Origin of the sequence: Pseudonocardia yuanmonensis, from assembly GCF_039542425.1 — a bacterium.
In the GTDB taxonomy this organism is placed as follows: domain Bacteria; phylum Actinomycetota; class Actinomycetes; order Mycobacteriales; family Pseudonocardiaceae; genus Pseudonocardia; species Pseudonocardia yuanmonensis.
In genome coordinates this window covers 65,444-90,935 of the sequence record NZ_BAABIC010000027.1, presented here as the reverse complement: position 1 = coordinate 90,935, position 25,492 = coordinate 65,444, and the positions used below count along the sequence as shown (strand labels likewise).

General features: G+C 70.5%; 23 protein-coding genes and 2 pseudogenes. 15 read left to right on the top strand and 10 right to left on the bottom strand.

Translation table 11 applies throughout. The features are described from left to right. Positions 1-200: 200 nt before the first annotated feature. From ABD990_RS29375 to ABD990_RS29365, 3 genes are all read left to right on the top strand, one after another. Positions 201-1,028 carry an LLM class flavin-dependent oxidoreductase gene (locus ABD990_RS29375; protein ID WP_345384025.1) on the top strand — a complete coding sequence of 276 codons (828 nt, stop codon included), beginning with the start codon at positions 201-203 and terminating at the stop codon, positions 1,026-1,028. Beyond that, a complete protein-coding gene (locus ABD990_RS29370) occupies positions 1,028-1,249 on the top strand; it encodes a hypothetical protein (RefSeq protein WP_345384024.1) in 222 nt (73 codons plus the stop codon). The genes ABD990_RS29375 and ABD990_RS29370 overlap by 1 nt, the downstream gene beginning before the upstream one ends. 195 nt (positions 1,250-1,444) lie before the next feature. Next, entirely contained in the window at positions 1,445-2,476 is a 1,032-nt protein-coding gene (locus ABD990_RS29365; RefSeq protein ID WP_345384023.1) for an AraC family transcriptional regulator, read from the top strand. Positions 2,477-2,818: 342 nt separating this feature from the next. On the opposite strand, the gene ABD990_RS29360 is transcribed toward ABD990_RS29365, so the two are convergent. From ABD990_RS29360 to ABD990_RS29335, 6 genes and pseudogenes are all read right to left on the bottom strand, one after another. Next, complete coding sequence (locus ABD990_RS29360; RefSeq protein ID WP_345384022.1) at positions 2,819-3,013, bottom strand: hypothetical protein; 195 nt, start codon at positions 3,011-3,013, stop codon at positions 2,819-2,821. A gap of 7 nt (positions 3,014-3,020) precedes the next feature. Next, positions 3,021-3,445 (bottom strand): annotated as a pseudogene (locus ABD990_RS29355) (type II 3-dehydroquinate dehydratase). Between the two features lie 104 nt (positions 3,446-3,549). Next, on the bottom strand, positions 3,550-4,446 hold the full coding sequence (locus ABD990_RS29350) for a beta/alpha barrel domain-containing protein (RefSeq protein WP_345384021.1): 897 nt from the start codon (positions 4,444-4,446) through the stop codon (positions 3,550-3,552). 114 nt (positions 4,447-4,560) lie between these two features. After that, the gene (locus tag ABD990_RS29345) at positions 4,561-6,171 is read right to left on the bottom strand and encodes an AMP-binding protein (protein ID WP_345384020.1); all 1,611 of its coding nucleotides are present in this window, start codon (positions 6,169-6,171) and stop codon (positions 4,561-4,563) included. Between the two features lie 2 nt (positions 6,172-6,173). Beyond that, entirely contained in the window at positions 6,174-7,199 is a 1,026-nt protein-coding gene (locus ABD990_RS29340; protein ID WP_345384019.1) for an LLM class flavin-dependent oxidoreductase, read from the bottom strand. Between the two features lie 47 nt (positions 7,200-7,246). After that, a complete protein-coding gene (locus tag ABD990_RS29335) occupies positions 7,247-8,266 on the bottom strand; it encodes an Ldh family oxidoreductase (RefSeq protein ID WP_345384018.1) in 1,020 nt (339 codons plus the stop codon). 42 nt (positions 8,267-8,308) lie between these two features. On the opposite strand from ABD990_RS29335, the gene ABD990_RS29330 reads away from it, so the two are divergent. Beyond that, positions 8,309-8,776 carry a MarR family winged helix-turn-helix transcriptional regulator gene (locus tag ABD990_RS29330; protein ID WP_345384017.1) on the top strand — a complete coding sequence of 156 codons (468 nt, stop codon included), beginning with the start codon at positions 8,309-8,311 and terminating at the stop codon, positions 8,774-8,776. Here the strand turns inward: ABD990_RS29330 and ABD990_RS29325 are convergent. After that, positions 8,745-10,052 carry an MFS transporter gene (locus tag ABD990_RS29325; RefSeq protein ID WP_345384016.1) on the bottom strand — a complete coding sequence of 436 codons (1,308 nt, stop codon included), beginning with the start codon at positions 10,050-10,052 and terminating at the stop codon, positions 8,745-8,747. The two genes, ABD990_RS29330 and ABD990_RS29325, sit on opposite strands and share 32 nt — an antisense overlap. Positions 10,053-10,260: 208 nt before the next feature. On the opposite strand from ABD990_RS29325, the gene ABD990_RS29320 reads away from it, so the two are divergent. The 3 genes and pseudogenes from ABD990_RS29320 (at position 10,261) to ABD990_RS29310 (ending at position 11,556) form a co-directional block, all read left to right on the top strand. Then, on the top strand, positions 10,261-10,767 hold the full coding sequence (locus tag ABD990_RS29320) for a nuclear transport factor 2 family protein (protein WP_345384014.1): 507 nt from the start codon (positions 10,261-10,263) through the stop codon (positions 10,765-10,767). A gap of 311 nt (positions 10,768-11,078) precedes the next feature. After that, positions 11,079-11,354 (top strand): annotated as a pseudogene (locus tag ABD990_RS29315) (GNAT family N-acetyltransferase); the annotation flags it as partial. A gap of 70 nt (positions 11,355-11,424) precedes the next feature. Then, complete coding sequence (locus ABD990_RS29310) at positions 11,425-11,556, top strand: hypothetical protein (RefSeq protein WP_345384036.1); 132 nt, start codon at positions 11,425-11,427, stop codon at positions 11,554-11,556. A 74-nt stretch (positions 11,557-11,630) separates the two neighbouring features. Here ABD990_RS29310 and ABD990_RS29305 read toward each other — a convergent pair whose 3' ends face one another. Beyond that, positions 11,631-12,206, bottom strand: coding sequence for a TetR/AcrR family transcriptional regulator (locus tag ABD990_RS29305; RefSeq protein ID WP_345384013.1), 576 nt, complete (start codon positions 12,204-12,206; stop codon positions 11,631-11,633). A gap of 203 nt (positions 12,207-12,409) precedes the next feature. Here ABD990_RS29305 and ABD990_RS29300 point away from each other — a divergent pair, with 203 nt between their 5' ends. From ABD990_RS29300 to ABD990_RS29290, 3 genes are read left to right on the top strand one after another with little or no spacing between them, the layout of a single operon-like run. Next, entirely contained in the window at positions 12,410-12,862 is a 453-nt protein-coding gene (locus ABD990_RS29300; RefSeq protein ID WP_345384035.1) for a (2Fe-2S)-binding protein, read from the top strand. Beyond that, on the top strand, positions 12,849-13,823 hold the full coding sequence (locus tag ABD990_RS29295; protein ID WP_345384012.1) for an FAD binding domain-containing protein: 975 nt from the start codon (positions 12,849-12,851) through the stop codon (positions 13,821-13,823). Before ABD990_RS29300 ends, ABD990_RS29295 begins: the two co-directional genes overlap by 14 nt. Then, entirely contained in the window at positions 13,820-16,003 is a 2,184-nt protein-coding gene (locus ABD990_RS29290) for a xanthine dehydrogenase family protein molybdopterin-binding subunit (protein WP_425569686.1), read from the top strand. The genes ABD990_RS29295 and ABD990_RS29290 overlap by 4 nt, the downstream gene beginning before the upstream one ends. Positions 16,004-16,285: 282 nt before the next feature. On the opposite strand, the gene ABD990_RS29285 is transcribed toward ABD990_RS29290, so the two are convergent. Both ABD990_RS29285 and ABD990_RS29280 read right to left on the bottom strand, forming a co-directional pair. Further along, positions 16,286-16,555, bottom strand: a complete 270-nt coding sequence (locus ABD990_RS29285; protein WP_345384011.1) for a thiolase family protein — start codon at positions 16,553-16,555, stop codon at positions 16,286-16,288. Positions 16,556-17,355: 800 nt separating this feature from the next. Beyond that, positions 17,356-18,885 carry a GntR family transcriptional regulator gene (locus tag ABD990_RS29280; RefSeq protein WP_345384010.1) on the bottom strand — a complete coding sequence of 510 codons (1,530 nt, stop codon included), beginning with the start codon at positions 18,883-18,885 and terminating at the stop codon, positions 17,356-17,358. 416 nt (positions 18,886-19,301) lie between these two features. Here ABD990_RS29280 and ABD990_RS29275 point away from each other — a divergent pair, with 416 nt between their 5' ends. Genes ABD990_RS29275 through ABD990_RS29255 form a run of 5 tightly spaced genes read left to right on the top strand, consistent with a single transcriptional unit; the run spans position 19,302 to position 25,484 of the window. Beyond that, complete coding sequence (locus tag ABD990_RS29275) at positions 19,302-20,609, top strand: NtaA/DmoA family FMN-dependent monooxygenase (protein ID WP_345384009.1); 1,308 nt, start codon at positions 19,302-19,304, stop codon at positions 20,607-20,609. A 12-nt stretch (positions 20,610-20,621) separates the two neighbouring features. Next, positions 20,622-21,935: an NtaA/DmoA family FMN-dependent monooxygenase gene (locus tag ABD990_RS29270; RefSeq protein ID WP_345384008.1), complete on the top strand. Its 1,314-nt coding sequence runs from the start codon at positions 20,622-20,624 to the stop codon at positions 21,933-21,935. An 11-nt stretch (positions 21,936-21,946) separates the two neighbouring features. Then, a complete protein-coding gene (locus tag ABD990_RS29265; protein ID WP_345384007.1) occupies positions 21,947-22,843 on the top strand; it encodes an LLM class flavin-dependent oxidoreductase in 897 nt (298 codons plus the stop codon). Continuing rightward, positions 22,840-24,150, top strand: coding sequence for an NtaA/DmoA family FMN-dependent monooxygenase (locus ABD990_RS29260; protein ID WP_345384006.1), 1,311 nt, complete (start codon positions 22,840-22,842; stop codon positions 24,148-24,150). The genes ABD990_RS29265 and ABD990_RS29260 overlap by 4 nt, the downstream gene beginning before the upstream one ends. Continuing rightward, the gene (locus ABD990_RS29255; RefSeq protein ID WP_345384005.1) at positions 24,150-25,484 is read left to right on the top strand and encodes an NtaA/DmoA family FMN-dependent monooxygenase; all 1,335 of its coding nucleotides are present in this window, start codon (positions 24,150-24,152) and stop codon (positions 25,482-25,484) included. The genes ABD990_RS29260 and ABD990_RS29255 overlap by 1 nt, the downstream gene beginning before the upstream one ends. The last annotated feature ends 8 nt before the right edge of the window (positions 25,485-25,492 follow it).

Below are 25,492 nucleotides of genomic sequence, written 5' to 3'. Positions count from 1 at the left end.
CGCTCAAGCCAGTCCACTTCTCGCGTTGACCGCGAATCGCCGGAGCGGGGCCGGAATGGCACTTCGAGACGCCCCTCCAGACGAACCTCCTAGCTTCACGCGGTTCGCGGACGACGAGCAGCGAGAAACGGATGGTCGACCTGTGCGGATACGGGTTGAGTCCATCCGGACCGTGAAGTCCGTGATACTGGAGGTGGACGATGAGGTTCGGTGTCCTCTACGACTTCCGTAATCCCGCGGCCCAGCGATGGCACATCCCGTGGGCCGATTTCTACGGGGCCACTTTCGAGCACATGGAAGAGGTCGAACGGCTCGGCTTCCACGCCCTCAGTCTGTGCGAGCACCATGGCGACCCGGACGGCTACAACCCCGGCCTGCCCGTCACCCTGGCCACGGCGGCGAGCCGAACGAGCACGATCCGGATCGGGACCAACATCATCCAGGTCCCCTTCTACCACCCGGTGCTGCTCGCCGAGCAGCTCGCGGTGCTCGATGTCGTGTCCGGAGGGCGCCTCGACGTCGGTCTGGGGCAGGTCGGCCCGACCTTCGACATGGAGTTCCCCATGTTCGGCGTCAACCCACGCAACCGCCCGAGCATGCTCGACGAGGGCCTCGACATCATGACCCGGGCCTGGCGCTCCCCCGAGCCGTTCTCCCACCACGGCAAACGTTGGCGGCTCGACGACGTCTGGCTGAACCCCAAGCCGCTGCAGGACCCGCTGCCGGTGTGGGTCGTCGCAGCCTTCTCCGAGAAGGCCATGGACCGCGTCGCGGGACGCGGCCTCGACGTCGGCGCCCAGGCGGCTACTTCCTCGGCCTCACCGGCGGTGAGACCTGGAAGCAGTGGCGCGCCGCGTGGCACGCGGCATGCGAAAGGGCGCAGCGAGCCCACGACTACGCCCAGATCTACACCTTCGGCACCTGCTACGTCACCGACGACCCCGAGAAGGCCTGGGCCGAACACCGCGAAGGTCTCTTCCACGCCTTCCACTACGAGCGGGCGGGCCTCCACCCCTACAGCTCGATAATGATGGACACGGTGCCGCAGACCCCGGAGGACATGCCCGGCTGGGAGAACCTGTTCCAGACCCCGGAGCAGGCGATCGCGCAGCTCCGCGCGGACTACGCGGACGGGGGACCGACCGAGCTGCACCTCATGGCGCACCGATCGGGAATGACGTTCGAGCAGTCCGCGCAGTACCTGCGCAACTTCGCGGAGAAGGTCATGCCCGAGGTCGCACAGCTCTGAATCCAGGACATCCGATGAGGCCGGTGGTGGGAGAGTGCGGCGCCACCGGCCTTCTCGTCCGCGGCCGGCGCAAACCGGCTCACACGCAGCGCGAACCGGCTTTCGCTTCCCCGCCAGGGGCTTACGATGACCCAGACTCCGACCAATGGCGCCGGGTTCGGCACGGCGTCGTGACGAGCACAGGAGGACTGCGGGGTGACAGAGCCGATTCGACCCGAACGCGGCGCGCTCGCCCAGGTGGAGCCAGAGCCCTCGGCAGGCACGCTGGTGCGCACGAGCGACGTCGACGAGGCCAGCGCGGCGATCTCTCAGGCCTACGCGCCCAACAAGCTGCAGATCGCGGGGCGCCCGAGCCGGTTCGAGATGCGCTTGTGGACGAACGGCATGCCTGGGCTGGACTTCGGCTACGTCGAGCTCGGGACCGACGTCAGGCTCTACGCACCGCCACCCCGGTACTACGTGGTCGTGCTCGCCGGCGTCGGGCATGTTCGAGTCGGCCAACGGCAGGACTCGGTCCTCGCCACGGGCGGTCGCGCCGTCGTGGTGTCCCCCGACGAATCGGTGTACTTCGAGGACTGGAGCCAGGACTGCCGCCTGATCACCGCTCGCTTCGAGCCCGCGGCGCTGGAGAACATGCTCGCCTCGCTGCTCGGGCGTGTCCCTGCCGCTCCCCTGCGCTTCGCCATCCAACTGGACCTCGACGGGCCCCGCGCGGGCTCGTTCCTCCGAACCCTGCAGCTGCTGCGATCCGAGTCGGGTCGGCCGGACGGGATGATGGCCGACCCGGTCATGGCAGGCAGCCTCGCCGGCCTGGCCATGACGGGCCTGTTGCGAGGACAGCCGCACAACTATTCGGACGAGCTGTCGGGACCCGAACGGAGAGTAGCCCCCGCGAGCATCCGCAACGCCCTCGATCTCATCGAGGAGAAAGCAGCGGACATCGTGTCGGTCGCCGACCTCGCCGCTGCGGCCGGGCTGAGTGTGCGGGCTCTCGAAGAGGGATTCCGCCGATACGTCGGCAAGCCCCCCATGACGTATTTGCGCGAGTTCCGACTCGCCCAGATCCACGCCGAGTTGAGGGCCTCGGAACCCGAATCCACGACGGCCTCTGCAGTCGCGAGACGATGGGGCTTCAACCACTATGGGCGATTCACGGCGAGTTACAGTGCGCGTTACGGCGTAAGCCCCGCGGAAACCCTGCGTCGGCCGCGCAAGGTGATCATCTAGCGCGGGATTCGGCGACCTGGGTACTGCGCTCCGCAGCCATCACGACATCTGCCCCTTGGACGCCGACCACTCGGCGGGCTTCTCCACCCGACGAGCCAAGCCCGCAAGCAGCGGCACGCGGCGATCACGGCAGCCCGAGATGCGCTCGGCGCGGCGCCACTCGAGGAGCCAGTCGGAGTATCACCGACCCGGTGGCGGGGTGGCCGGTTGAAGCGTAGGTCGTGCCGCTCCAACTCCTCCACGTCGCCAACTGCGCTGGTCTTCGGCGGCCGAGATCGCCAGCCACTCTCTAGCGCCGCTCTGATCGAACCCACCGCGACCTTGCGGAGCCCCTGACGCAGATCAAGCCACTGATGCCAGAAGTGCGCTCAACGACCTACGCGACGTGCCGGGCCCCATCGCGTGCTGGTAGGAAGCGTGGAAGTGCAGCAGAGCCTGCGGATCGAGGCGGGCGGCGACCTCGAACACCTCGGGGTGGTGCCCCCGGTCCGCACGGATGCGCTCGAGGACGTCCTCGACCGCCGTCTCCTTGCTCATCGCGCCCCTACTCCGGCTTGGCGCCGAGGAAGGTCTCGTCGTCCAGGGCCAGCACCAGGGACAACAGGGCGCCCGGGTAGCTGTACTCGCGCATGCCCATGAACTGGCCGGACACGAAGGGCGTGAAGGTGGACTCGCCCGGGCCGTAGACCGGGCCGCGGGCGGTCGCCGCCGAGGCCCTGATGTTGGCGAAGTGCACCTCGACCACCGGCTTCCCGGTGTCGTAGAGGGCGAACGGCACCGACTGGCTGGTGGTGGTCAGCCCGGCCGGGTTGACGAGGTATCCGTCGACCGATCGCCGGAGGAGTGGATGTACTCGAGGATGTCGCCCTCGTGGTTCGACATGAACCGCTCGATCTCGACGCCGAGCCGAGCGCCCCACTCCTCGGTGAATCGCCCGAGGCCCTCGGCGGAGACGTCGGGACCGTACATCCGCTTGTTCCGTCGCGCGAGGTTGGAGACGTTCGGGCCGTCGATCACCGAGATGAGGTAGCGCTGGCCGCTCGTCCGCAGGCCGTCGACGGCCGAAGGAGTCGTCACTGTGCTGGCTCGCTTTCCTGTGTCGGGTTCTTCCAGGCGAAGGTCAGTGCGGCCGGTGCCTGCGCCGAGCGGGGCACGGGCCCGACGTGCCGGACGAAGCCCAGGCCGGACACGCCGGCGTCCGCCAGCCAGTTGGCCGTGTCGACGAGGGCGGCAAGGTCGAGGCCTGTGTCGTGGCCGGCGAGCTCGAGGGCCTGCGCGGCGTCCTCGGTGCAGACCCCGCCACCGCGCTGGCCCGGCATCGCCGGGTGGCCACCGCTCCCGGCGAGGGAGACGTCGATGGTGCCGACGCCGAGCTCGGCGAGGGCGAGGACGTTCGCCACGCCGAGCCCCCGGTTGTCGTGAACCTGGACGGTCAGCGCCTCGAGCGGCAGATGGTGGGCGGCGACGTCGAGCAGGTCGCGGATCTGCGGTGGGGCGGCGTAGCCGGAGGAGTCGGCGAGCACCCAGTCGGTGACGCCGATGTCGACGAGCCGCCGCGCGATCGGCTCGAGCTCCGCCGGGCCGCGGGCGGGGCCGGTGGGTCCGCCCCAGGCGAAGATGACGTAGGTGCCCAAAGCGATGCCCAGGTCGGTTGCGACACCGGCGAGGCGCTCGAGCTCGTCGAGGGACTCGGTGGTGCTGCGCCCGATGTTGGCACGGGCGAAGTCCTCGTCTGCCGAGAGCAGGAAGGTGGCGGAGTCGGCGCCGGCGGCGGCAGCGGCGCGCAGGCCGCGCTCGTTGCCGATACAGCAGCCCAGCGTCAGTCCCGGGCCGCGCACCGCGCCGAACACCTCGGCGGCGTCGGCGAGGCCCGGGACGAGATCCGGGCGCACGAAGGAGGACAGCTCGAAGTCCCGGATGCCGGCGCGGACGAGTCGCTGCACGAGCTCGATCTTCAGCTCGGTCGGCACCGGATGGGCCTGGAAAGTGAGGCGTGGCGCGATCTCACGCAGCCGGACATCGTGCCGACCTGTCGTGCCGGGTCTCGCGGAAGGAGGTGGAATCATCAACTGTCCTTGCTGCCGTCAGCGGAGTCGGGTGGGGGAGAGGCCTGCAGCCTCGGCGTCCCAGGAGTCGTCGGTGAGTCCGGTCTCCCGCAGCACCGCCTTGCGGATCTTGCCGGTGGGGGTGGCGGGCATCTGGCCCACGAGCCGGTAGTAGCGGGGCACCATGAAGTGCGGCAGGGCCCGGTCGCAGTGTGCGAAGAGGTCCTTCAGGTCCAGCTCGGCGCCCTCGACGACCTGCACGACGGCCATGACCTCCTGTTCTCCGAGGTCGGAGGCGACGCCGACCGCGGCGGCCCCGGCCACGGCGGGGTGGTCCAGCAGGACGGCCTCGACCTCCTGGGAGGACACGTTCTCGCCGCGACGGCGCAGGGCGTCCTTCTTCCGGTCGACGAAGTAGAAGTAGCCGTCGGAGTCGGTGAAGCCGAGGTCACCGGTGTGCCACCAGAGGTTGCGGGAGGTCTCCACGGTGGCCTCGGGCTGACGGTGGTAGCCGGAGAACATGACGTGCGGGACGCGGGGCCGGTACACGATCTCGCCGACCTGCCCGGGCGGGACCGGGAAGCCCAGGTCGTCGTGGACCTCCAGGAGGGTCGTGGCGGACGGGACGCCCATGGAGCCGATCTTGCGCTCCCGGATCGGGTTCCACACGATCGTCTTGATCTCGGTGAGGCCGTAGCCCTCCACGACGTGGACGCCGAAGCGTTCCTCGGTGGCGGTGAGAACCGGGGGAGGGGCGGGTGCGGCGAAGACCTTGCGGGCGGGATGGTCCCGGTCGCGGTCGGACGGAGGCTGGGCGAGGAGCATGGGCAGGACCGAGCCGAGGGCGTTGAACTGCGTGACCTCGTGGCGACGGATCTCGTCCCAGAAGCGGCTCGCGCTGAACCGGCGGCCGAGCACGACGGTGGCGCCCGCGACGATCGCGTGCAGCGAGATGTTGATCTTCGCGGCCCCGTGGAACAGCGGCAGGCAGGTGTAGAGCCGCTCGTCGGCGGTGGTCTCCATGGCCACGGCGAACTCGTGCGCGGCGACCACCGGCATCAGGCCCGGGTAGATCGCGCCCTTGCTGCGCCCGGTGGTCCCGGACGTCAACATGATCCCCACGGGATCGTCGATGCCGACCTCGGGGAACGCCCGGGCCGGGTCGCCGCGGGCGATCAGGGCGTGCCAGGTGAGGATCTCGACGCCGGGCAGCGACAGCCCGGCCGGGACGGCGTCGGCAAGGAGGACGACGGTGTGCAGCGCGTGCGGACGCTCCGGCAGCTCGGCGACGAGGTCGAGCAGCCCGGGCTCGGTGAGCAGGACCTGCACGTCGGTATGGCCGAGCGCGTGGTCGAGGAAGGTGCCCTTGTAGGCGGTGTTCACCGGCACCTCGACCATCCCCGCCCGGGCAATCCCGAAGAAGGCGACCAGGATCTCGGTGCGATTGGGCACGAACACGCCGACGGACGTGCCGGGGGCGAGGCCGAGGCCGAGCAGGCCGCGGGCCACCGCGGACGACGCCGCGTCCAGCTCGGCGTAGCTGAGCTGCTCGTCGTCGAAGACCAGGGCCGGTTTGTCGGGGGTTCGGGACGCGCGGTCGGCGAGCACTCCGCCGACGGTCCCGCCACCCAGCGAATGCAGGTCGAGCACGGTCAGAGCTCCTTCTTGGCACGTAGCAGGAAGTCCTCCAGAGCAGGATCCCAGCCGGCCTCCGCCCCGGTGGTCACCAGGAAGGTCCCGACACCCATGTCGTGGTAGGTGCCGAGGGTGTTCAGGATCTGCTCCTCGGTTCCGACGAGCGCCTGAGAGTTGGCGAACCCGCCCAGCAGCTTGGTCAGCCCGGTCCAGAAGCAGGTGTCGTGGAGCTCCTCGTCCGTCAGCGCCAGCGCCCGCCGGCGTCCGACGGAGTTGTCGGTGAACGAGGAGCGGAGGAAGGCGTGGCCGCCCTGGGCGTCGGCGATCTGCTGCTCGACGGCGCGGGCCTTCGCCCACGCGTCGTCCTCGGTCTGGCCGAGGAACAGTCGCAGGCTCAGCGAGAACTCCATCGGCCGCGCGTAGCCGTCCGCGGCGGCCCGGACCCGTGCGATGCGCTCCCGTGTCCCGGCGAAGGGCTCGCCCCAGAGCATGTACAGGTCGGCGTGGCGGGCGCCGAAGTCGACCGCGGGGTCGCTCTCCCCGCCCATGAAGATCGGGACCTGGCCCTGAACCGGCCGGGTGAGGATCTTGACGCTCTCCGCGGTGTAGAAGCGGCCCTCGTGGTCGAACGACGACGGTTCGGTCCAGGTCCGGCGGACGAGATCGAGGTACTCGATCGCCCGCTCGTAACGCTCCGACTTCGGGGTGTCGTCGCCCTCGCGATGGAGATCCTTGTCCGAGCCCCCGACCACCACGTTGATGGCCAGTCGCCCGCCGGCCAGCACGTCCAGGGTGGCGAAGTACCGGGCCGCGGCCGTCGGGGCCATCACCCCGGGGCGGTGGGCGATGATCGGCGAGAACTTCTCGGTCATCGCCAGCATGTACGGCGCCGTCGCGTGGTTGTGCGGCCAGATCGACGAGTACCCCACGAGCACCCGGTCGATCGCCTCCGACGCATCGAGCTCACGGACCCGCTCGGCCAGCCGGACGGGGTCGCTCTCGCCCGGTTCGAGCGGCTGGAGCCCCGTGAAGAAGTCGACCATGACTCACCCTCCTGTAGTAGAATGCTTGCACTATATAAGCATGCTGGCTATTTTTCGAGGGCGATCTGCCGGAGGGTCTCGACCACGGGCGCCGACACCTCGATCGTCCCGCGGCGGCGGATCGCCGTTCGGAGCGCAGCCGAGCGGTCGAAGGGGACCCGGACGGCCGCCTCACCCTCGACCGGACGGGTGGCGCGCACGGACTCGGCGAAGGCCGCGGCGCGGGCGGCGAAGTCCGCGGCGTCGCCGAGGATGGACGGGTCGACGATCACGGCCAGGAAGCCGCAGTCGGAGACGCCCTGGGGCGCTGCCGAGGCACCCGCGAGCATGCCGAGCAGGTGGACGACGAGCGCGAGCCCGGATCCCTTGTGGCCGCCCCACACGGCGAAGGCACCCTGAAGGGCCGCGGCGGGGTCGGTGGTCGGCAGGCCCGCGGCGTCGTAGGCCTTCCCCTCGGGCAGCGGTTCGCCGAGCCTGCGCGCGAGGGTGACCTCGGCGTGGGTGATGGACGACGTGCCGATGTCCCAGATCACCGGGCCGTCAACGGTCGGGAAGCCGAAGGCGATCGGGTTGGTACTGAACCGGGCCTCGGTACCTCCGTACGGGGCGACGACGGCGGGACCGCTGCCCGCGATCATCCCGACGAACCCGGCATCGACGACGCCCTCGAGGTAGTACGAGAACATCCCCGTGTACCAGGTCCGGCGGGCGCCGACCACGGCCATGCCCTGGGCGCGTGCCTTCTCCAGGCCGATCTCGATCGCGTGGGCCGCGACGAGGTAGCCGACCTGGTCCCCGCCGTCGAGGGCCGCGGACACCGGCGTCTCCCGGTCGACCCGGATCGACTGCGGCGGCTCCGTGGTGCGGAGGCGCTCGATGATCGACACCGCGCGGGCCAGCCCGGCGTAGGACAGCCCGCGCAGCTCGCAGTCCATGAGATGGTCCGCGATGACCGCGGCCTCCTCCGTGGCGTAGCCCGTCGCGACCAGTGCCTCGGTCACGGTGCGGAGGGCGTCCTCCAGGGTGAGGTCGACCGTCGGTGCGGAGGTGGTGGTCGAGCCGGGCATGTCAGAACCTCCAGTTGTAAGGATGCTGTCTAAGCTTGGTGCGTGGACACAGCTGCGGGTCAGTCGGACTACCTCACCGATGCGGTCACCCGCCTCGAACGCGCCGTGGCCAACATCGGGGCGATGCGGCTGAAGCCGTGGCGCATGACGCTGTCCGGCTACGCCGCGCTCAAGATCCTTGAACGGCAACCCAATTTGTCCCTGGCACAGCTCTCCCGCCGCTGCTTCGTGAAGCCCCAGACGATGACCAGGATCGTCGCCGAGCTCGAGCGCCGGGGATGGGTGGACCGCAGCCCGCACCCGGAGAGCGAGCGGGCCATGTCGCTGACCCTCACCGCAGCCGGCCGGACCAGCCTCACCGAGATGGCCGCCGAGGTCGACAAGATCGAGTCGACGCTCGGCGACATGCTCGAGCCCGGCCAGTTCCCCGAGCTCGTCGCCACCCTGCGACGGTGCGCCGTCGCGGTCGAGACCGAGATCAAGGACGCCCGCCGCGCGGGTCGCGACTGAGCCTCAGGCCGCCTACCGGGGTGGCCGTCGCCGTGGGACGCCGGACCCGGGGCGTCAGGACGGTGGGCAGGGCCAGCGCAGTGAGGCCACTGAGCGCGGCCGAGCCGATCAGGACGAACGCGCCGGCGCGGTTGTCGCCCGTCGTCTGGACCAGCCACTGGGTCACGTACAGGACGGATCCGCCGAAGACGGCCACGGCGATGTTGAAGGCCAGCGAGACGCCGGTGCCGCGCGCGTGCACCGGGAACAGCTCGATGTAGGTGATCGGGGCGATGCCCGTGTAGAACGACGGCGCCGCGGCCAGCAGTACCGCGAAGATGCCGAGCACCCACGGGTTCGTCGACGACGTCAGCCCGGCCATCAGCGGGTACGAGGCGACGACGATCACCGCGGTGGCGATGAGCAGCGCGGGTCGGCGCCCGATCCGGTCCGACACGCGTCCGCCCGCGAGGACGAGCCCGATCCCGACGGCCAGGGCGACGCCGATCACGACGGTCGCCGTCACCAGGGAGAACTTGAGCTGGATGATCAGGTTCTGCACGTAGGTGAACGCGAGGTAGAAGCCGACGGCGTGGGTGGCGGCGACCCCGATGAGCAGCACGCCGCGCCACAGCCTCCGGCCGACGGGCGGCCGGTCCTGCGCGACCTCCTGGACCTCGACGAACTCGGGGGTCTCGCCCAGCCGGCTCCGCAGGTAGAACCCGATCGCCCCCAGCGGGAGCGCCAGCAGGAACGGCACCCGCCAGCCCCAGGCCTGCATGGCCTCCGGGCCGAGGGACAGGGTCAGGCTCACGACGATGACCGCACCGATGAGCAGGCCGGCGAGGCTGCCCATCTGCACGCGGCTCGCCATCTCGCCCTTGCGGTTCTCGGGGGCGAACTCGGCGGCGTAGATGATCGCGGTGCCGTACTCGCCGCCCGCCGCGAGCCCCTGCCCCATCCGCAGGACGACGAGGAGGATCGGGGCGGCGATCCCGATCGTGGCCGCGGTGGGCAGCAGGCCGATCAGCGTGCTCACCACGGCCATGCCGATCAGCGTCACCACGAGGGTGGGCTTGCGGCCGATGCGGTCGGCGAGCGGACCGAGGAGCAGCCCGCCGAGCGGCCGGATGACGAACGCCGCAGCGAATACGGCGAACGTCGAGAGCAGCGCGACGCCGGGGGTGGAGTTGGGGAAGAAGTTCTTCGCCAGCACGGTGGCCACCAGGCCGTACACCGCGTAGTCGTAGTTCTCGACGGTGTTGCCGATCGCGGCGGCCAAGGTGGTGCGGCGCACCGTGCTCGCACGTGCGTGTTCCGCTTCGGACGGTGCCGACATGGCGACCTCTCCTTCGAGGCGATGAAGCAGTTGATGTGCGCAGCTGCACGGTCGCCGAGACGCTAACCGAGCACACACCGACGTGCAAGCATGCTTGCGACATATTCGGTAGCTGAATTAGCCTGAAGCGCGCCTCCACGGCGCAGCATGGAAGGAGAACGACCCGATGCCAGTCATCCCGTCGACGTCGACGAGTTCGGTGCAGGACGGCGACCTCGCCGACCGGCTCGCCGTACGGGACGTCCTCGAGCGCTACACCCATGCGATGGACCGCAGGGACGAGGCACTCATGCGGAGTTGCTTCACGCCGGACGCTGATCTGTCCTACTTCGGCGGCCTGCGTCGCTTCACCGGCACCGAGTTCGCCGATACGTTCGTGTCGTCCCTCGAGCCCTTCGGCTTCATCGACCACAGCATCAGCAGCCTGCGGATCACGGTCGACGGCGACATCGCCGCGGTCGACGTGCATCTCTGCGCCACGATGGCCCTCAAGGACGCCCCGGTCGTACTGATCCGATGGGTCCGGGTGACCGACGAGCTCGTCCGCGAGCCGTCCGGATGGAAGATCGCGAAGCGCCGGCACGTGCCGCAGCTGCAGTACGAGTCGTCGACGTCGGCGATCGACTTCCCGGGCATCGGGGGAAAGGACCCACAGGCCGCCGACCTCTCGTAGCGCTTGCACGCGCTCCCGGCAGGCACGTGGGGTCCGCGGTCTGCTCGCCGCGTGGACGTCGAGGTCGTCGCGTCGAGGCGGCGGCCGCTCTGGTGACGCAGGAGGAGGTCGAGGGCCTTGCGCAGCTCGAGGAGCTGCCCGGGCCACGCGGGGATCTTCGTGCGGATGGTGTTGGGGCCGTTCAAGTTCGAAGGGATCACCGCCGCCCCGCCGACCCACACGTCCTGTTGCCGTCGAGGAGGGCGCGACACCGCCGGGCCCGACCAGCACCATGACGACGGTCTACGGCTGGACGTCATTTGAGTCGACGCATGGTCACGACACGGCCAGGAGAGCGCCGGGACGTCGACGCCACCAGCCGTCTGGCGGACCTGGCCTACCAGAACTGCACCGCGCGGATCGACCGGCCGCCGGCGCCGATGGTGGCCGACTACGCCGCGGCGGTCGGCGACGGAACGATGTGGGTCGCCGAGGACGAGAACGGTCTGCTCGGCTTCATCGTGCTGGTCGACGCCAGTGATCATCTGCTGCTCGACAACGTCGCGGTGGACCCGCACGCCCAGGGTCGGGGAGTCGGCGCGCAGCTCCTCGCCCTCGCCGAGAGCGAAGCCCGCCGCCGCGGGTACGACCGGATCCCAGCTCTACACGAACGAGGCCATGACGGAGAATCTCGACTACTACCCGCGCAAGGGCTACGTCGAGACCCACCGTGGCGAGCAGGACGGGTATCGCCGGGTCTTCTTCAGCAAGACCCTCGGCGTCCGCTCCGAGGAGCGCTCAGGGTCCTAGCCTGTCACTTACGCTCCGGTGGTGGTGCCTGCCACTTACGCTCCGGTGGTGGTGCGTGAGCACGGCGGCGCGACTCAGACGTCCGGACGCATGCCGCGCCACAGCAGGTCCATGAGCGCCTCGGTCTGGCCGCGCCAGTCGGCCCGGGGGTCGAGGAACAGCAGGCCGCCCAGGCCGCGCAGGACGGTCTCCGGGTCGAGGCCGGGGCGGATGGTGCCGGCTTCGACGTTGGCCTCGAGCAGCGTGGCCACCGCGTCGACCATGGCTTCGTAGGCCTTGCCCGGGACGTCCTCGTCGTCGGCGTTCGTCGCGGTACGCAGGGCGTCCGCGAGGCCGCGCTTGGTCATCATGTACCGGGCGAGGTGGTCGGTGGTCCACGCCCGGAAGGCCTCCGGCGGGGACTTCTCCCGCAGCAGGGCGGGGACCACGTCCAGCATCTGCTGCACCTCGTGCCGGTACACCGCGAGGACGAGCGCCCCCTGGGTCGGGAAGTGCCGGTAGACGGTGCCCACCCCCACCCCCGCCGCCTTGGCGATGGCGTTGAACGACAGCTCGCCCGTGTCGGCGAGCGATTCCGCCGCCGCGGCGAGGATGCGCTCGTTGTTGCGGCGGGTGTCCGCGCGCCTCAGGTTCACGGGTCCCGTCGTCATCGTCACCTCCCAGGCCTCCCGCAGGAATGTAAATCACGGTCGGCCGAGCGGCGAAGGGGACACTCGCCAACCGGATAGATATCCGCTAGAGTTCTCGCTGGGACCGGATGATTATCCGTTTTCCATCGTACGGACTGACGAGCCAGCGCCCTCCGATGCCGCGTCATCGCCTCGGCGGACATGCGGCGAGGAAGAGAACCTCAGTGGACATCTCACTCGAAGTGAACGGCAGAACCGAGAACCTGGACGTCGGGCCCGGTGTCACGCTGCTCGACGCGTTGCGCGAGCGGCTCGACGTGACCGGCCCCAAGAAGGGATGCGACCGCGGCCAGTGCGGCGCGTGCACCGTGCACGTGGGCGGCCGTCCCGTGCTGTCGTGTCTGACCCTGGTCGCGACCGTGCGTGCGCCGGTGACCACCGTGGACGGGCTCGCCACCGATGACGAGCTGCACCCGGTCCAGCAGGCGTTCGTCGACCAGGACGCGCTGCAGTGCGGCTTCTGCACGTCCGGACAGATCATGTCGGCCGTCGCCGCGGTGGAGCAGGACGTGGAGGACGTCCGCGAGTTCATGTCCGGCAACCTCTGCCGCTGCTCGGCGTACCCGAACATCGTGGCCGCGATCAAGCAGGTGAGGGGGGCCGATGCAGTCGTTTGAGCTGACCGCACCGACCACCGTCGACGACGCCCTCGCGGGCGCCGGCACCTACCTGGCCGGGGGTACGACGCTGGTCGACCTGATGAAGCTCGACGTCCTGACCCCCCGGCACGTCCAGGACATCAACGCTCTCCCGCTGCGTGGCATCGACACCACCGACGGGCTGCGGCTGGGCGCGCTGGAGCGGATGAGCGATGTCGCGCGGCATCCGGGGGTGTACCCGATGATCTCCCGCGCGCTGCTGCAGAGCGCATCGCAGCAGCTGCGCAACATGGCCAGCATCGGCGGGAACCTGATGCAACGCACCCGGTGCACCTACTTCCGCGACGTGTCGATGCCGTGCAACCGGCGCGATCCCGGCAGTGGCTGCCCGGCGCGCTCGGGTGCCAACCGGACGCACGCGGTGCTGGGCACGAGCGAGGCGTGCGTGGCGACGCATCCGAGCGACGTGGCCGTCGCGCTGGTCGCGCTGGACGCGCGGGTCACCCTCGCGACCTCGGCCGGCAGCCGCACGGTGCCGCTGCTCGACTTCTACCGCCTGCCCCACGACACCCCGCACGTGGAGAACGACCTGCGCCCCGGCGAGCTGATCACCGAGATGGTGGTGCCCCGGTTGGACTGGGCGGCGAACTCGACCTACGTCAAGGTGCGCGACCGGCAGTCCTACGAGTTCGCGCTCTGCTCGGCGGCCGTCGCGCTGGACGTACGGGACGCCCACGTCGTCGACGCCCGCGTGGCGGCCGGCGGCGTCGCGACCGTGCCGTGGCGCCTGACCGCCGTCGAGCAGGCCCTGCGTGGCGCGCCGGCGACCGAGGAGGCCTTCCAGGACGCCGCATCGGTCGCGGCGGAGGGCGCGGCGCCGCTGTCCGCGAACGGCTTCAAGGTTCCGCTGTTGCGCCGGACCGTCGTTCGTGCCCTCTGCGAACTGACTGAGGACGAACCGAGCGGGAGCCGAGGATGATCACCACGCGGATCGACGCCCCACTCAAGGTCACCGGCCGGGCGCGGTACGGGTCGGACCACAACCTGCCCGGCATGCTGCACGGCCACGTGGTGACCAGCACGATCGCGAACGGCGAGATCGCGGCGATGGACGTGGCCGCAGCGCAGGCCGCGCCGGGGGTGGTCGCCGTCTACTCGCCGTTCGACCCCCTCGTCCTGCGCACCCCGACGACCCCCATGCTGGGCGACACCTGGGTGCCGTTGCAGGACCGGAGCGTCACCCACTACGGCCAGCCGGTGGCCTTCGTCGTGGCGGAGACCTACGAGCAGGCCAGGGACGCGAGCGCGCTCGTCGAGGTGTCCTACGACGAGCGGCCCGCCCGCACCTCGCTGGTGGGCAACCTCGACCTGGCCGAGGACGCGCCGCCCGGCCTGGACGGGGAGCCGTCGAGCCACGTCGTCCTCGCGGACGGGGTGGAGTCGATCGAGGACGCGCTGGCGGGGAGCCCGGTCGTGGTCGGGGGGCGGTACTCGACGCCGACCCAGAACCACGCGGCGATGGAGCCGCACTCCGCCGTGGCGCACTGGGACGCCGACGGTCTCACCGTCTACAGCGGGAACCAGGGAGCCTTCGTGCAGCAGGCGGACCTGGCGGCCGCACTGGACGTCGACCCGTCCGCGGTGCACACGGTGAACCCGTTCGTGGGCGGGGCGTTCGGCGGGAAGGGGCGCACGTCCGTGCCGGCGTTCCTGGCCGCGGCCGCCTCCCGGGTCCTCGGGAGGCCGGTCAAGGCGGCGCTGAGCCGAGAACAGGTCTTCACCGCGACCGCGAACCGCCCGGAGACGCTGCAGGAGATCACGCTGGGCGCCGACCGCGACGGCACCCTGATCGCGGTGCGCCACGACTCCTGGTGCAGCGCAGCCACCGACCTGTCGTTCGTGGAACCCACCTCGGCCACGTCCCGGGTGGCCTACCGCACCCCGAACCTGGCCATCAGCCAGAAGGTGGTGCCGCTGCACATCCCGCGGACCACGTTCATGCGCGCGCCGGGCGAGGCGCCCGGGTCGTTCGCGCTGGAGAGCGCGATGGACGAGCTGGCCGTCGCGCTGGACATGGATCCGATCGAGCTGCGGCTGCGCAACGGATCCCTCGGCCCCGTCGGCAGCGACCTGCAGTGGTCGAGCAAGTACCTCGACGACTGCTACCGGATCGGCGCCGAGCGCTTCGGCTGGTCGAGCCGGAGGGCCACCGGCACGCGGGACGGCGACTGGCTGGTCGGGATGGGCACCGCGACGGCGATGTTCCCGGCGCTGCGGTTCCCGACCACGACCGAGATCACGCTGCAGGCGGACGACACGGCGCTGGTCTCGGTCGGCGGCTCCGATCCCGGTACCGGCCTGCTGAGCGTGATGGCGCTGCTCGGGGCCGAGGCGCTGGACGTCGGACCGGAGCGGATCACCCCGCGGCTGGGCCTGTCCGCCTACCCGCCCGGGGGCATGTCCGGCGGGTCGACCGCCACGGCGAGCGTGGGGTCGGCGATCGTGGCCGCGGCCTCGGCGGTGCTCGAGGAGCTGCAGTCGCTCGCGAGCGCGCCGGGCGCGCCGTTCGCGGGGCAGGACGTGACCTACGCCGCCGGCCGGGTGCTGGGTGGCGGACGGTCGATGACGTTCGGGGAGCTGCTGTCCGCGCTCGGTCGGGCCTCGGTCTCCGCCACCGGGTCCTCGGGCCCGGGCGAGGAGATGACCAAGCACTCCTTCAGCTCCTTCGGAGCCCAGTTCTGCGAGGTCCGGGTGCACCGGTGGACGGGTGAGGTGCGGGTGTCGCGGATGCTCGGCGTGTTCGACGCCGGCCGCATCGTGAACGACCAGGCCGCCCGCAGCCAGCTGAGGGGTGGAATGATCTGGGGCGTCTCGGCGGCCCTGCACGAGGGGCTGGAGATCGAGGGCGGCGGGCGGCTCGCGAACGGCGACCTGGCCGGCTACCTGCTCCCGGTCAACGCGGACATCCCCGAGGTCGACGTGCACTTCGTGCAGCACCCGGACACGCTGCACAACCCCGTCGGCGCGCGGGGCATCGGCGAGATCGGGGTGGTCGGCATGGCGGCGGCCGTGGCCAACGCCGTGCACAACGCCACGGGCGTCCGGGTCCGACACACTCCCATCACCATCGAGGACCTCCTCGACGGCCTGCCGTCGTAGGGGCTCGCTCTCGTCCGTCGGGTCGGCGCGCGAACGGTCCAACTGACCCGGAAACGCGCCGACCCGACGACCAGCGAGAGGCGCCGTACGTGGCCGGTCGTCCTCCGGGGGCAGCGGCCGGTAGGACCGCCGGGCACCCGCGCCGGAGCTGCGCGGCCACCTGTGTGCGGGGCACGGCCGACTCGCCGGACGACCCAGCACAGTCGGGGCGGTAGGCCTGGAAGGATCTCGGCCGCCGAGCCTCCTCGGGACCGCCGGAGGAACGCACTCATCAGCAGCCTGTCAGCGGAGCTGGAAGAGGCCGGCTGCGCCCCTGCTGCCGCCGACGCACATGGTGACGACGACATGGCGAGCACCTCGTCGCTGCCCTTCGAGGAGGGCGTGGCCGACCAGCCGTGCGCCGGTCATCCCGTAGGGGTGGCCGATCGCGATGGGGCCGCCGTTGACGTTGAGCCTGGCGGGACCGATAACGAGCGCATCCCGGCAGTACAGCGCCTGGGAGGCGAAGGCCTCGTTGAGCTCCCACAGCGGTCGGTTGTGGGAGCACGTCACGGGCGAAGTAGGCGGTGACCCGGCGCCGGATCTCGTTCTCCCGCGGGTACTGCGGCTTGGCCGCGAACATCGTCGCCGTCTCGGCCGCGCTGCGGCCATGCTTCGTGGCGAGGAGGATCTTCTAACGCTGCAGCCGGACCGGTGATCTTGGGGAGACGCCCAATTGCGTCCGGGCCAGTCTCTGAACGAAGCCCTCGGGCTTTCGCGGCACGCCCCTGCCACCCGGCGGACAGTTCTGACCGCTCGCGCCCATGACGCCACTCATGACACAAAGTCCCGCATACGGGTGCTGCCAAGGGGATTGGAGAGGGTTCCCGCACCAGCGTTGTCGCTGGTAGGAGGCTCGGGAGGGGAGTGCATCGCGCTTTACACCCGAGCGGTCGCAGGTTCGATCCTTCGAGCGCGCTCCAGTGTGTGGCGGCCACGAGGAGGAACTGGGTCACGACACGCCGAGGGGCGACGTGTCGCAGCGGAGGCAGATGACGCCGGGTCCGGGTGCTGGCTGCGACCGCGGCTCGGGCCAGCGCCGCAGCGGGGATCGGAAGGTGTCGCCGGTGGCGAGCTTGGCTGCGGTCTCCGGAACTCCGTACGCTGAGGCTGATAGACGCGATCCGGGGATTCGGGGAGCGCTGCAAACGCATAGTGCGCCGAGCCGACGCCTTCCTCCAGTAGCTCGATCATCCGCCATTGAGCATCAGCACGACGTCGCCGCGCACAGCCAACGGGCGACACCCTCACGAAACCGGGGGTGTACGGCAGGCTTCCGCGAGCGCCACCGCACCACAGCCAGGCGGCGAGCGTCAGGCGGACGAGCGGGTGGACAGCGCGACTCCGGCGGCGGCGTAGTAGCTGTGGCTGAACTCGCAGGGCGTGCCGGTCGAGTCGATCAGCAGCCGCTCTTTGAGCAGCAGGAGCGTGGACGGCGGGACCTCCAGCAAGCGCCCGGTGCGTTCGTGCGCCCGGACCGCGTGCACTGTCGTTTCGATCCGGCTCACCTCCGACCCGTGAGCCCGGGCGAAGAGCTCGTCGAAGTCCGCGGCGGAGTCGCAGCTGAGCGGCCGAGTGGGGACACCCGACCGGGAGTAGCGCAGGTACACAATGAACGGCCGCTCGTCGCGGTACACCCGATATTCGCCGACGGTGATCGTCGGCTCCTCGGTGCGCAGGATGCGGGCGAGGAACAGCGGGGTCGGCACCGTGGCCACAGACAGTCGTTCCGCCCGGTACCGCCCGGTCTCCGCCGGGTCCCAGCCAATCCCATTGTCCAGGGTGAGATCGGCGATCGTCCGCTCGATCGTCGTCCCCGTCCGCCGGTTGCGACGCACGAGGCCCTCTTCGGCCAGTCGGGCCAACCCGCGGCGCATCGAGTTGCGGCTGACACCGAAGTGTGTCGCGAGCTCCTGCTCGTCCAGCCGGGCTCCGACGGGAAGCAGCCCACTGCGCAGGGCCGCGCGCAGCTCACCGTGCACCGACGTCGCGGAGTGCCGCAAGGGGAGACCTGCCCGATCGACCTCGGCGCGGGCCCGAGGAACGACGACCGGCGCCTGTGCCGGTTGGCTCGCCCGGCCGCGTCGGGTTCCGGTGCTCAAGGCGGTCCGCGCAGCAATATAATGGGAGACGCTGTACTCGCGGGGGACACCGTCCGCGCTCCACAGCACCCGGGACTTGACCAGCAGCGCGGTGCCGATCGGCACGCTGAGCTGAGCCGCGACCTTCTCGTCCGCCTCCACCGCCTCCACCCAGCAGTCCACCGCCCCCAGCGGGCTGCCGTAGGCCTGGGTGAACTCCCTGTCGAAGTGGGTGTCCGAGGAGGTGAGCACAAGTTTGCGCTCGGCGCCGTCGGACAAGCTGAACCGGGTGTAGAGCATCGTCGGCTCGCCCCGGCGAACCAGCACGAGTTCCGTGAGGTGGACGCGGGGCCCGTCGTCCGCCAGGTACCGGCGGGTGAGCGGGGTGGCGGCGACCCAGCGGCGTTCCAGGACCTCGCAGTGGTACGCCTCGGCGCCCGCCGTCCTCCAGCCGACGCCGTTGTCGATCTGGACGTCCGTGATGTCCGAGCGGACGACGGTCCCCGCGCGGGGGGACCGCGAGACGATCCCTTCGGCCACGAGAAGGCCGAGTGCGGCGCGCACGGCGTTTCGACTCACCGAGAACCGGTCGACCAACGTGGACTCGTCCAGCCGGTCGTCCGCCTCGATCAGGCCGGTGCGGAGGCTGGACCGCAAGGCGCCATGGACGCTGGTCACGGACCGCAGCCGGACCCGGTGGTCCCGGAGCGCGCGCTCGCGCGTCACGCGGCGGTACTCCTGCTCGTCCTGTGCGGCTCGCATATGTCCTCCAGCCTGACCGGGCGGCATGTCGACGGCCGCTGCGCTGGGGCACGCACGGATCGTTTGACGAGCAGATGCCGCTCCCGTCACCGGTTCGTAACGACCTAGTTGCGCCGCTCCGGTACGGCGCGCCGCCGGCAGCGGAAATCAGCGGAAAAACGCGTGGCCGCGGTCACAGGAAATGGTTCCGCTGAGTGGCGTGGCTCGATCCGTCCGGACCGCCAGCGGCGATCCGGGTGCGTCCGTCTCGTCCGTCCATCGCCTGTGAGCAGCGCTTTCGACGGTCGGCTCGGGGCGGTCCGGCTGGCGGGGATCGGCGTAATTCCGGTTTGACTCCGCGTGTCACGCCGCCGCAATACGGCCTCCATACGGTTCTCGCCATCCCCCGACGGCGACGAAGATCCGGTGATGTTCGTATGAGTGCACCCCCCTTCCACCTGGGTTGGTTCTATTCGAAGGGCTTCGGCCCGAAGGCCTGGAAGCACGGGTGGGCGGGTCCGCGAGCGGCGGTGGCGCGCTTCACGAAGCCGGACGTCGCCGTTGATCTGGCCCGGGCGATGGAGCGCGCCTGCTTCGACTACCTGATGATCGAGGACTCGTCGAACGTCCCGTACACCTACCAGGGCTCGCACAACGCCTATCTGCAGCACTCCGTCGACACCCCGAAGCTCGACCCGATGGTGCTGGCCCCGTTCCTGCTGCAGGCGACCGAGAAGCTCGGCGTCGTCGTGACCTGCTCGACGACCGAGTACCACCCGTTCATGCTGGCCCGCGCGATGAACGCCCTCGACCACACGTCGGACGGTCGGGCCGGCTGGAACGTGGTCACCGGCTCGAACGACGGCGGGGCGCAGAACTACGGCCGGGACAAGCAGTACCCGCACGACGAGCGTTACGACATGGCGGACGAGTTCCTCGAGGTCGCGCACGGGCTCTGGCGCAGCTGGGACGACGACGCGGTGGTATTGGACCTGGAGAAGGGCATCTTCGCGGACGGCGACAAGGTCCACCCGCTGAACCACGAGGGGGCCTACTTCCGCTCCCGCGGTCCGTTGTCGGCGCCGCGGTCGCCGCAGGGCTCGCCGGTGATCTGCCAGGCGGGCGGGTCCGGGCGCGGTCGGGCGTTCGCCTCTCGCTGGGCGGAGACGATCATCTGCGCGGCCCGCGGTGTCGACGCGATGAAGGCCTATCGGGAGGACGTCCGCGCGCAGGCCGTCGCGGCCGGCCGCGATCCCGACTCGATCAAGGTCCTGTTCCTGATCTCGCCGATCGTCGACGAGACGCCGGAGGCGGCGCACGAGCGCCGGCAGGCACGCTACGACTTCGCGGAGAGCGAGGTCGAGTTCGGACTCGCCGCCCTCTCGCGCAGCTCCGGGATCGACTTCTCGCAGTTCGCGCTCGACGAGCCGCTTCCCGCCCTGACGTCCAACGGGCACCAGTCCAGCGTCGCGCAGATGGAGGGCAAGGTCCTCCGGGACGTACTGCGCTACCAGCGCCACCTCGAGTGCGTCCCGCTGACCGGCACCGCTTCGAGCGTCGCTGCCGAGATGCGGGAGATCATGGCGGAGGTCGGCGGGGACGGGTTCCTGCTCAACGAGAGCTACTTCTCCCGGCGGTACGTCGCCGAGATCTGCGACGGACTGGCGCCCGAGCTGCAGCGGCTGGGTCTGACCCGGACCGAATACGAGTTCGACACCTTCCGCGAGAACCTCCTGGCCTTCTAGAAGGAATCCGCTATGAGCGCACGACCTTTCCACCTGGGCTGGTTCTACTCCAAGGGTTTCGGCCCGAAGGCGTGGAAGCACGAATGGGCCGGTCCGCGGTCCTCGGTGGCGCGGTTCACCAAGCCGGACACCGCCGTCGACCTGGCCCGGGCCATGGAGCGGGCCTGCTTCGACTACTTCATGATCGAGGACTCGTCGAACGTCCCCTACACCTTTCAGGGTTCGCACAACGCGTACCTGAAGCACTCGGTCGACACCCCCAAGCTCGACCCGACCGTGCTCGCGCCCTACCTCATCGCCGCGACCGAGAAGCTCGGAATCGTCGTGACCTGTTCGACGACCGAGTACCACCCGTTCATGCTCGCCCGGAAGATGAACGCCCTCGACCACGTCTCCGACGGGCGGATCGGCTGGAACGTGGTCACCGGATCGAACGACGGCGGGGCGCAGAACTACGGGCGGGACAAGCAGTTCCCGCACGACGAGCGCTACGACATGGCGGACGAGTTCCTCGAGGTCGCCCACGGCCTGTGGAGCGGGTGGGACCCCGACGCGCTGGTCCTGGACCTGGAGAAGGGCGTCTTCGCTGACGGGGACAAGGTCCACACCCTGCACCACGACGGCCGGTACTTCCGTTCGCGCGGCCCGCTGTCGTCCCCCCGCTCCCCGCAGGGTTCCCCGGTGATCTGCCAGGCCGGCGGGTCGGCGCGCGGGCAGGCGTTCGCGGGCCGCTGGGCGGAGACGGTCATCGCCTCCGCTTCCACCCCGGAGAAGATGAAGGCCTACCGGGAGAACGTCCGCGCCACCGCCGCGGCGCACGGCCGCAACCCGGACCACATCAAGATCCTCTTTCTCGTCTCGCCGACCGTCGACGAGACCCAGGAGCGCGCCGAGGACCGCTACCGGCGCAGCCTGGAGATCGACGACAACGAGACCGAGTACCAGCTCGCGTCGCTCTCCCGGCAGTCGGGGATCGACTTCTCGCAGTTCGCACTCGACGAGCCGCTGCCCGAGACGTTGGTCAGCAACGGGCACCAGTCGATGGTCGCCCAGTGGCAGGGCCGGGTGCTCGACGACGTCATCCGCGGCAATCCGCTCAACTCCGGCTCCGGAGCCTTCGTCGGCACCGCGGACCGCGTCGCCGCGCACATGGACGAGGTGATGCGGGAGGTCGGCGGGGACGGGTTCCTGCTGGTCAACAGCTACTTCTCCCGGCGGTACGTCACCGAGATCTGCGACGGCCTGGTGCCCGAGCTGCAGCGTCGCGGGCTCACCCGCACCGCCTACGAGCACGACCGGTTCCGCGACAATCTGCTCGCGTTCTGAGGGGCCACGCGATGATCATCACAGCTCAGCTGGCCCTCGGGCCGGACACCACGCTGCCCGCCGTCGAGTCCGCGGTCCGCGGTCTCGAGGCGGCGGGCGTCGCCGCGGTCTGCGTGCTCGACGCCGCCGACACCGGCGCGGTGAGCCCGTTCGAGTCGACCACCCTGTGCGGGCGGCTGGCCTCGACGACGTCGGGGATCGGCCTGGTCGCCACCAACTCCGCGCTCTACGGCTTCCCCTACCACCTCGCCCGCCGGCTCGCGACCGTCGACCACTTCTCCGACGGCCGTTCCGGGTGGCTGCTGAGGACCGGGACCGCTGCCTCGGAGCAGTCGGCCTACGACTGGCGCTCCACCCGCGGGCGGATCGCGGAGCTGCACCGCGCCGCCGAGTACGCCGAGATCGCCCTCGAGCTCTGGGACTCGTGGGAGGACGGCGCCCAGTACCCGGACAAGGCGACCGGGGACTACAAGGACGACACGCGGATCAGCGCGATCGACTACCGCTCGTTGGCCTTCCGGGTCGAGGGCCCGCTCGACGTGCCGCCCTCGCCGCAGCGGCGTCCGGTGCTGGTCGCCGAGGTCGGCACGGCCGAGGAGGCCGGGTACCTCGCCCCGGCGGTGGACGTGGCGCTGGCTCCGGACGCGGCCGTCGCCGCCGCGGTGCGGACCGCCGACCCGGCCACCCTCGTCCTGCTCGTCCTGCCCGCGGACATCCCGGCCGCCGAGGCCTCGCGGCGGCGCACCGAGGCCGGCGCCGCCGGCGTCGCACTGGAGTGCTCGACCGACACCGCCGATGCCGCGGCCACGCTTGCCGCCGCGCTCGGTGCCAGCCGCGCGCCGGGCGGCACGCTCGCCGCCGCGCTCGGCCTCGCCGGGACCCTGACCCACGGAGGACGCGCCGCATGACGCGCATGCACCCCGATAAGATGCACCTCAGCCTCAATTTGACCGAGTACGGCCGGCACTCCGGTGGCTGGCGGCACGCCGTCAGCGACGTCAGCCGGATCCCGAACCTCGAGGCCTACCGGCACGCCGTACGCACCGCCGAGCGCGGTCTGTTCGACCAGGCTTTCATCGCGGACACCCCGGTGCACACCTGGGGCCGGTCCAGCGCCACGACCACCCGGATTGACCCGCTGGAGATCGCGGCGGCGCTGTCCACCGAGACCGAGCACATCGCGATCATCGCGACCCTCTCGACCAGCTACAACGAGCCCTATGACGTGGCCCGCCGGGCGGCGTCGGTCGACGCGATCACCGGTGGTCGCCTCGGGATCAACTACGTCGCGTCGACCGGCGACGCGATGGCGCGCAACTTCCACCGGGCCCGCCAGCTTCCGCACGACGAGCGCTACGTGCGGTCCAACGAGTTCATCGAGGTCGTCACGAAGCTGTGGGCGAACGCCCCGACGGCGGACCGGCCCGGCGAACCGGTCACCCACCACGGGCGGTTCTTCGACGTGGAAGCCACCCTGGACGTCCGGCAGCCGATGCACGGCAGGCCGCTGATCGTGCAGGCGGGCTCGTCGGCCGAAGGGCGCGACCTGGCCGCCCGCTGGGCGGACGCGATCTATGCGGGCGGATCGACCTTGGAGCGGGCCCAGGAGTACTACCAGGACATCAAGGCCCGCGCCGCCGCCTACGGCAGAGACCCGGACAGCATCAAGGTGCTGCTCGGCATCGCTCCGTTCCTCGGCGACAGCGCTGAGGAGGCGGCCGAGCTTCAGGCCGTGCTGGACGCCAACCACGCCGAGGGCGCAGACCTCGTCGGGCACCTGTCCGGCCTGCTCGAGTACGACCTGCGCGCGCACGACCCGGACGGCCCGCTGCCGTTCCACCTGCTCCCGGAGGTGGAGTCGGCGAGCGTCAGCCAGGCCACGCTGTTCACCCGTATGGCGCGCGAGGAGAACCTGACGATCGCGCAGACCGCCTATCGCTCCTACGTGGGCGGGCTGGCGAACATGCAGTTCGTCGCCACCGGCACGCCGGCGCACGTGGCGGACGTGATGGAGGAGTGGTTCCGCGCGGGCACCTGTGACGGCTACTCGCTCGTCGCGCCGATCCTGCCGCAGACCATCGACGCGTTCGTGGACGGCGTGGTGCCGATCCTGCAGGAGCGCGGCCTCTTCCGGACCGCGTACGAGGGCAGCACCATCACCTCCCACTTCGGCCTGTCCTCGCTGGATCCCCGCGTCCCGGCGGCGGTGGCCTGATGGCGGGCCGCACACGCGACGTCGCGCCCTTCCACCTGGCCTGGTTCACCTCGTTCACCGCTCCGGCCTGGCGCTCCACCTTCGGCGGGGACACCGGCACCGAGTGGATGACCGGCGAGTACTACGTGTCGATGGCGCGCCAGCTCGAGCGCGCCGGCTTCGACTTCATGATGTTCGAGGACTCGACGATGGTGTCCGAGGCGCTCGGCGGCACCATGGAGCAGGACCTCAAGCACAGCCTGCACAGCCCGAAGCTGGACCCGTTCCCGCTGCTGCCCCTGCTGGCCAAGGCCACGAAGCACATGGGCTTCATCGCGACCGGCTCCACGTCGTTCTACTCGCCGTACATCCTCGCCCGGGTCATGGCGACGATGGACCACCTCACCGGTGGCCGCATCGGCTGGAACATCGTCACCTCGTCCGAGGACGTCGCGGCGCAGAACTACGGCATGGACGCCCTGCCCCCGCACGACGAGCGCTACGACCGCGCCGAGGAGTTCGTGCAGGTCGTGAAGGCGCTCTGGGACTCCTGGGAGCCGGGCGCCATCGTGATGAACCGGGAGACCGGGCACTACGCGGACCACACCAAGGTCCACCGGATCGACTACCGCGGGAAGTACCACGCCTCGCGGGGGCCGCTGAACATGCCGGCGGGGCCGCAGGGCCACCCGGTGCTCTGCCAGGCGGGCGGCTCGCCCAAGGGGCGGGACTTCGCGGCCAAGCACGCCAACGCGATCGTCGCCACCAACCCGAACGTCGAGAAGATGGCCGCCTACCGGGCGGACATCCGGGAGCGGGCCGCCAAGCACGGCCGCGACCCCGACGACGTCAAGGTGCTGTTCCACGCCGCGCCGATCATCGCGGAGACCACGGAGGAGGCCCAGGCGGCCTACTACCGCGTCTTCGGGATGGACGACCCGCTGCAGATCGAGCAGACGCTGGCGATGACCGCGGCCGTCACGGAGATCGACTTCTTCCAGTACGACCTCGACGCGCCCATGCCACAGGACCTGAAAACCAACGGCCACCAGTCCGTGCTCGACGACTTCATGAAGCGCAACGAGGGCAAGACCCTGCGCGAGTCGCTGGGCGAGCGCCTCCGCCTGGGCCCGCTGCTCGTCGGAACGGTGTCCGAGGTGGCGGACCAGATGGAGGACATCGTGGCCCGCACCGGCGGCGACGGCTTCCTCATCCGGGCGGAGACGGGCCTGTCCCACACCCGCCGCTACATCGACGAGATCTGCTCCGGCCTGGCGCCCGAGCTGCGGCGCCGCGGGCTGATCCGCAGCGACTACCCGAACGACCTGTTCAAGCAGAACCTCCTCCAGTTCTAGGAGTACGA

Coding starts and splice junctions, on each gene's coding strand:
- ABD990_RS29375 (WP_345384025.1), top strand. CDS start 201: ATGAGGTTCGGTGTCCTCTACGACTTCCGTAATCCCGCGGCCCAGCGA.
- ABD990_RS29370 (WP_345384024.1), top strand. CDS start 1,028: ATGATGGACACGGTGCCGCAGACCCCGGAGGACATGCCCGGCTGGGAG.
- ABD990_RS29360 (WP_345384022.1), bottom strand. CDS start 3,013: ATGAGCAAGGAGACGGCGGTCGAGGACGTCCTCGAGCGCATCCGTGCG.
- ABD990_RS29340 (WP_345384019.1), bottom strand. CDS start 7,199: ATGGTCGACTTCTTCACGGGGCTCCAGCCGCTCGAACCGGGCGAGAGC.
- ABD990_RS29335 (WP_345384018.1), bottom strand. CDS start 8,266: ATGCCCGGCTCGACCACCACCTCCGCACCGACGGTCGACCTCACCCTG.
- ABD990_RS29320 (WP_345384014.1), top strand. CDS start 10,261: ATGCCAGTCATCCCGTCGACGTCGACGAGTTCGGTGCAGGACGGCGAC.
- ABD990_RS29310 (WP_345384036.1), top strand. CDS start 11,425: ATGACGGAGAATCTCGACTACTACCCGCGCAAGGGCTACGTCGAGACC.
- ABD990_RS29305 (WP_345384013.1), bottom strand. CDS start 12,206: ATGACGACGGGACCCGTGAACCTGAGGCGCGCGGACACCCGCCGCAAC.
- ABD990_RS29295 (WP_345384012.1), top strand. CDS start 12,849: ATGCAGTCGTTTGAGCTGACCGCACCGACCACCGTCGACGACGCCCTC.
- ABD990_RS29290 (WP_425569686.1), top strand. CDS start 13,820: ATGATCACCACGCGGATCGACGCCCCACTCAAGGTCACCGGCCGGGCG.
- ABD990_RS29280 (WP_345384010.1), bottom strand. CDS start 18,885: ATGCGAGCCGCACAGGACGAGCAGGAGTACCGCCGCGTGACGCGCGAG.
- ABD990_RS29275 (WP_345384009.1), top strand. CDS start 19,302: ATGAGTGCACCCCCCTTCCACCTGGGTTGGTTCTATTCGAAGGGCTTC.
- ABD990_RS29270 (WP_345384008.1), top strand. CDS start 20,622: ATGAGCGCACGACCTTTCCACCTGGGCTGGTTCTACTCCAAGGGTTTC.
- ABD990_RS29265 (WP_345384007.1), top strand. CDS start 21,947: ATGATCATCACAGCTCAGCTGGCCCTCGGGCCGGACACCACGCTGCCC.
- ABD990_RS29260 (WP_345384006.1), top strand. CDS start 22,840: ATGACGCGCATGCACCCCGATAAGATGCACCTCAGCCTCAATTTGACC.
- ABD990_RS29255 (WP_345384005.1), top strand. CDS start 24,150: ATGGCGGGCCGCACACGCGACGTCGCGCCCTTCCACCTGGCCTGGTTC.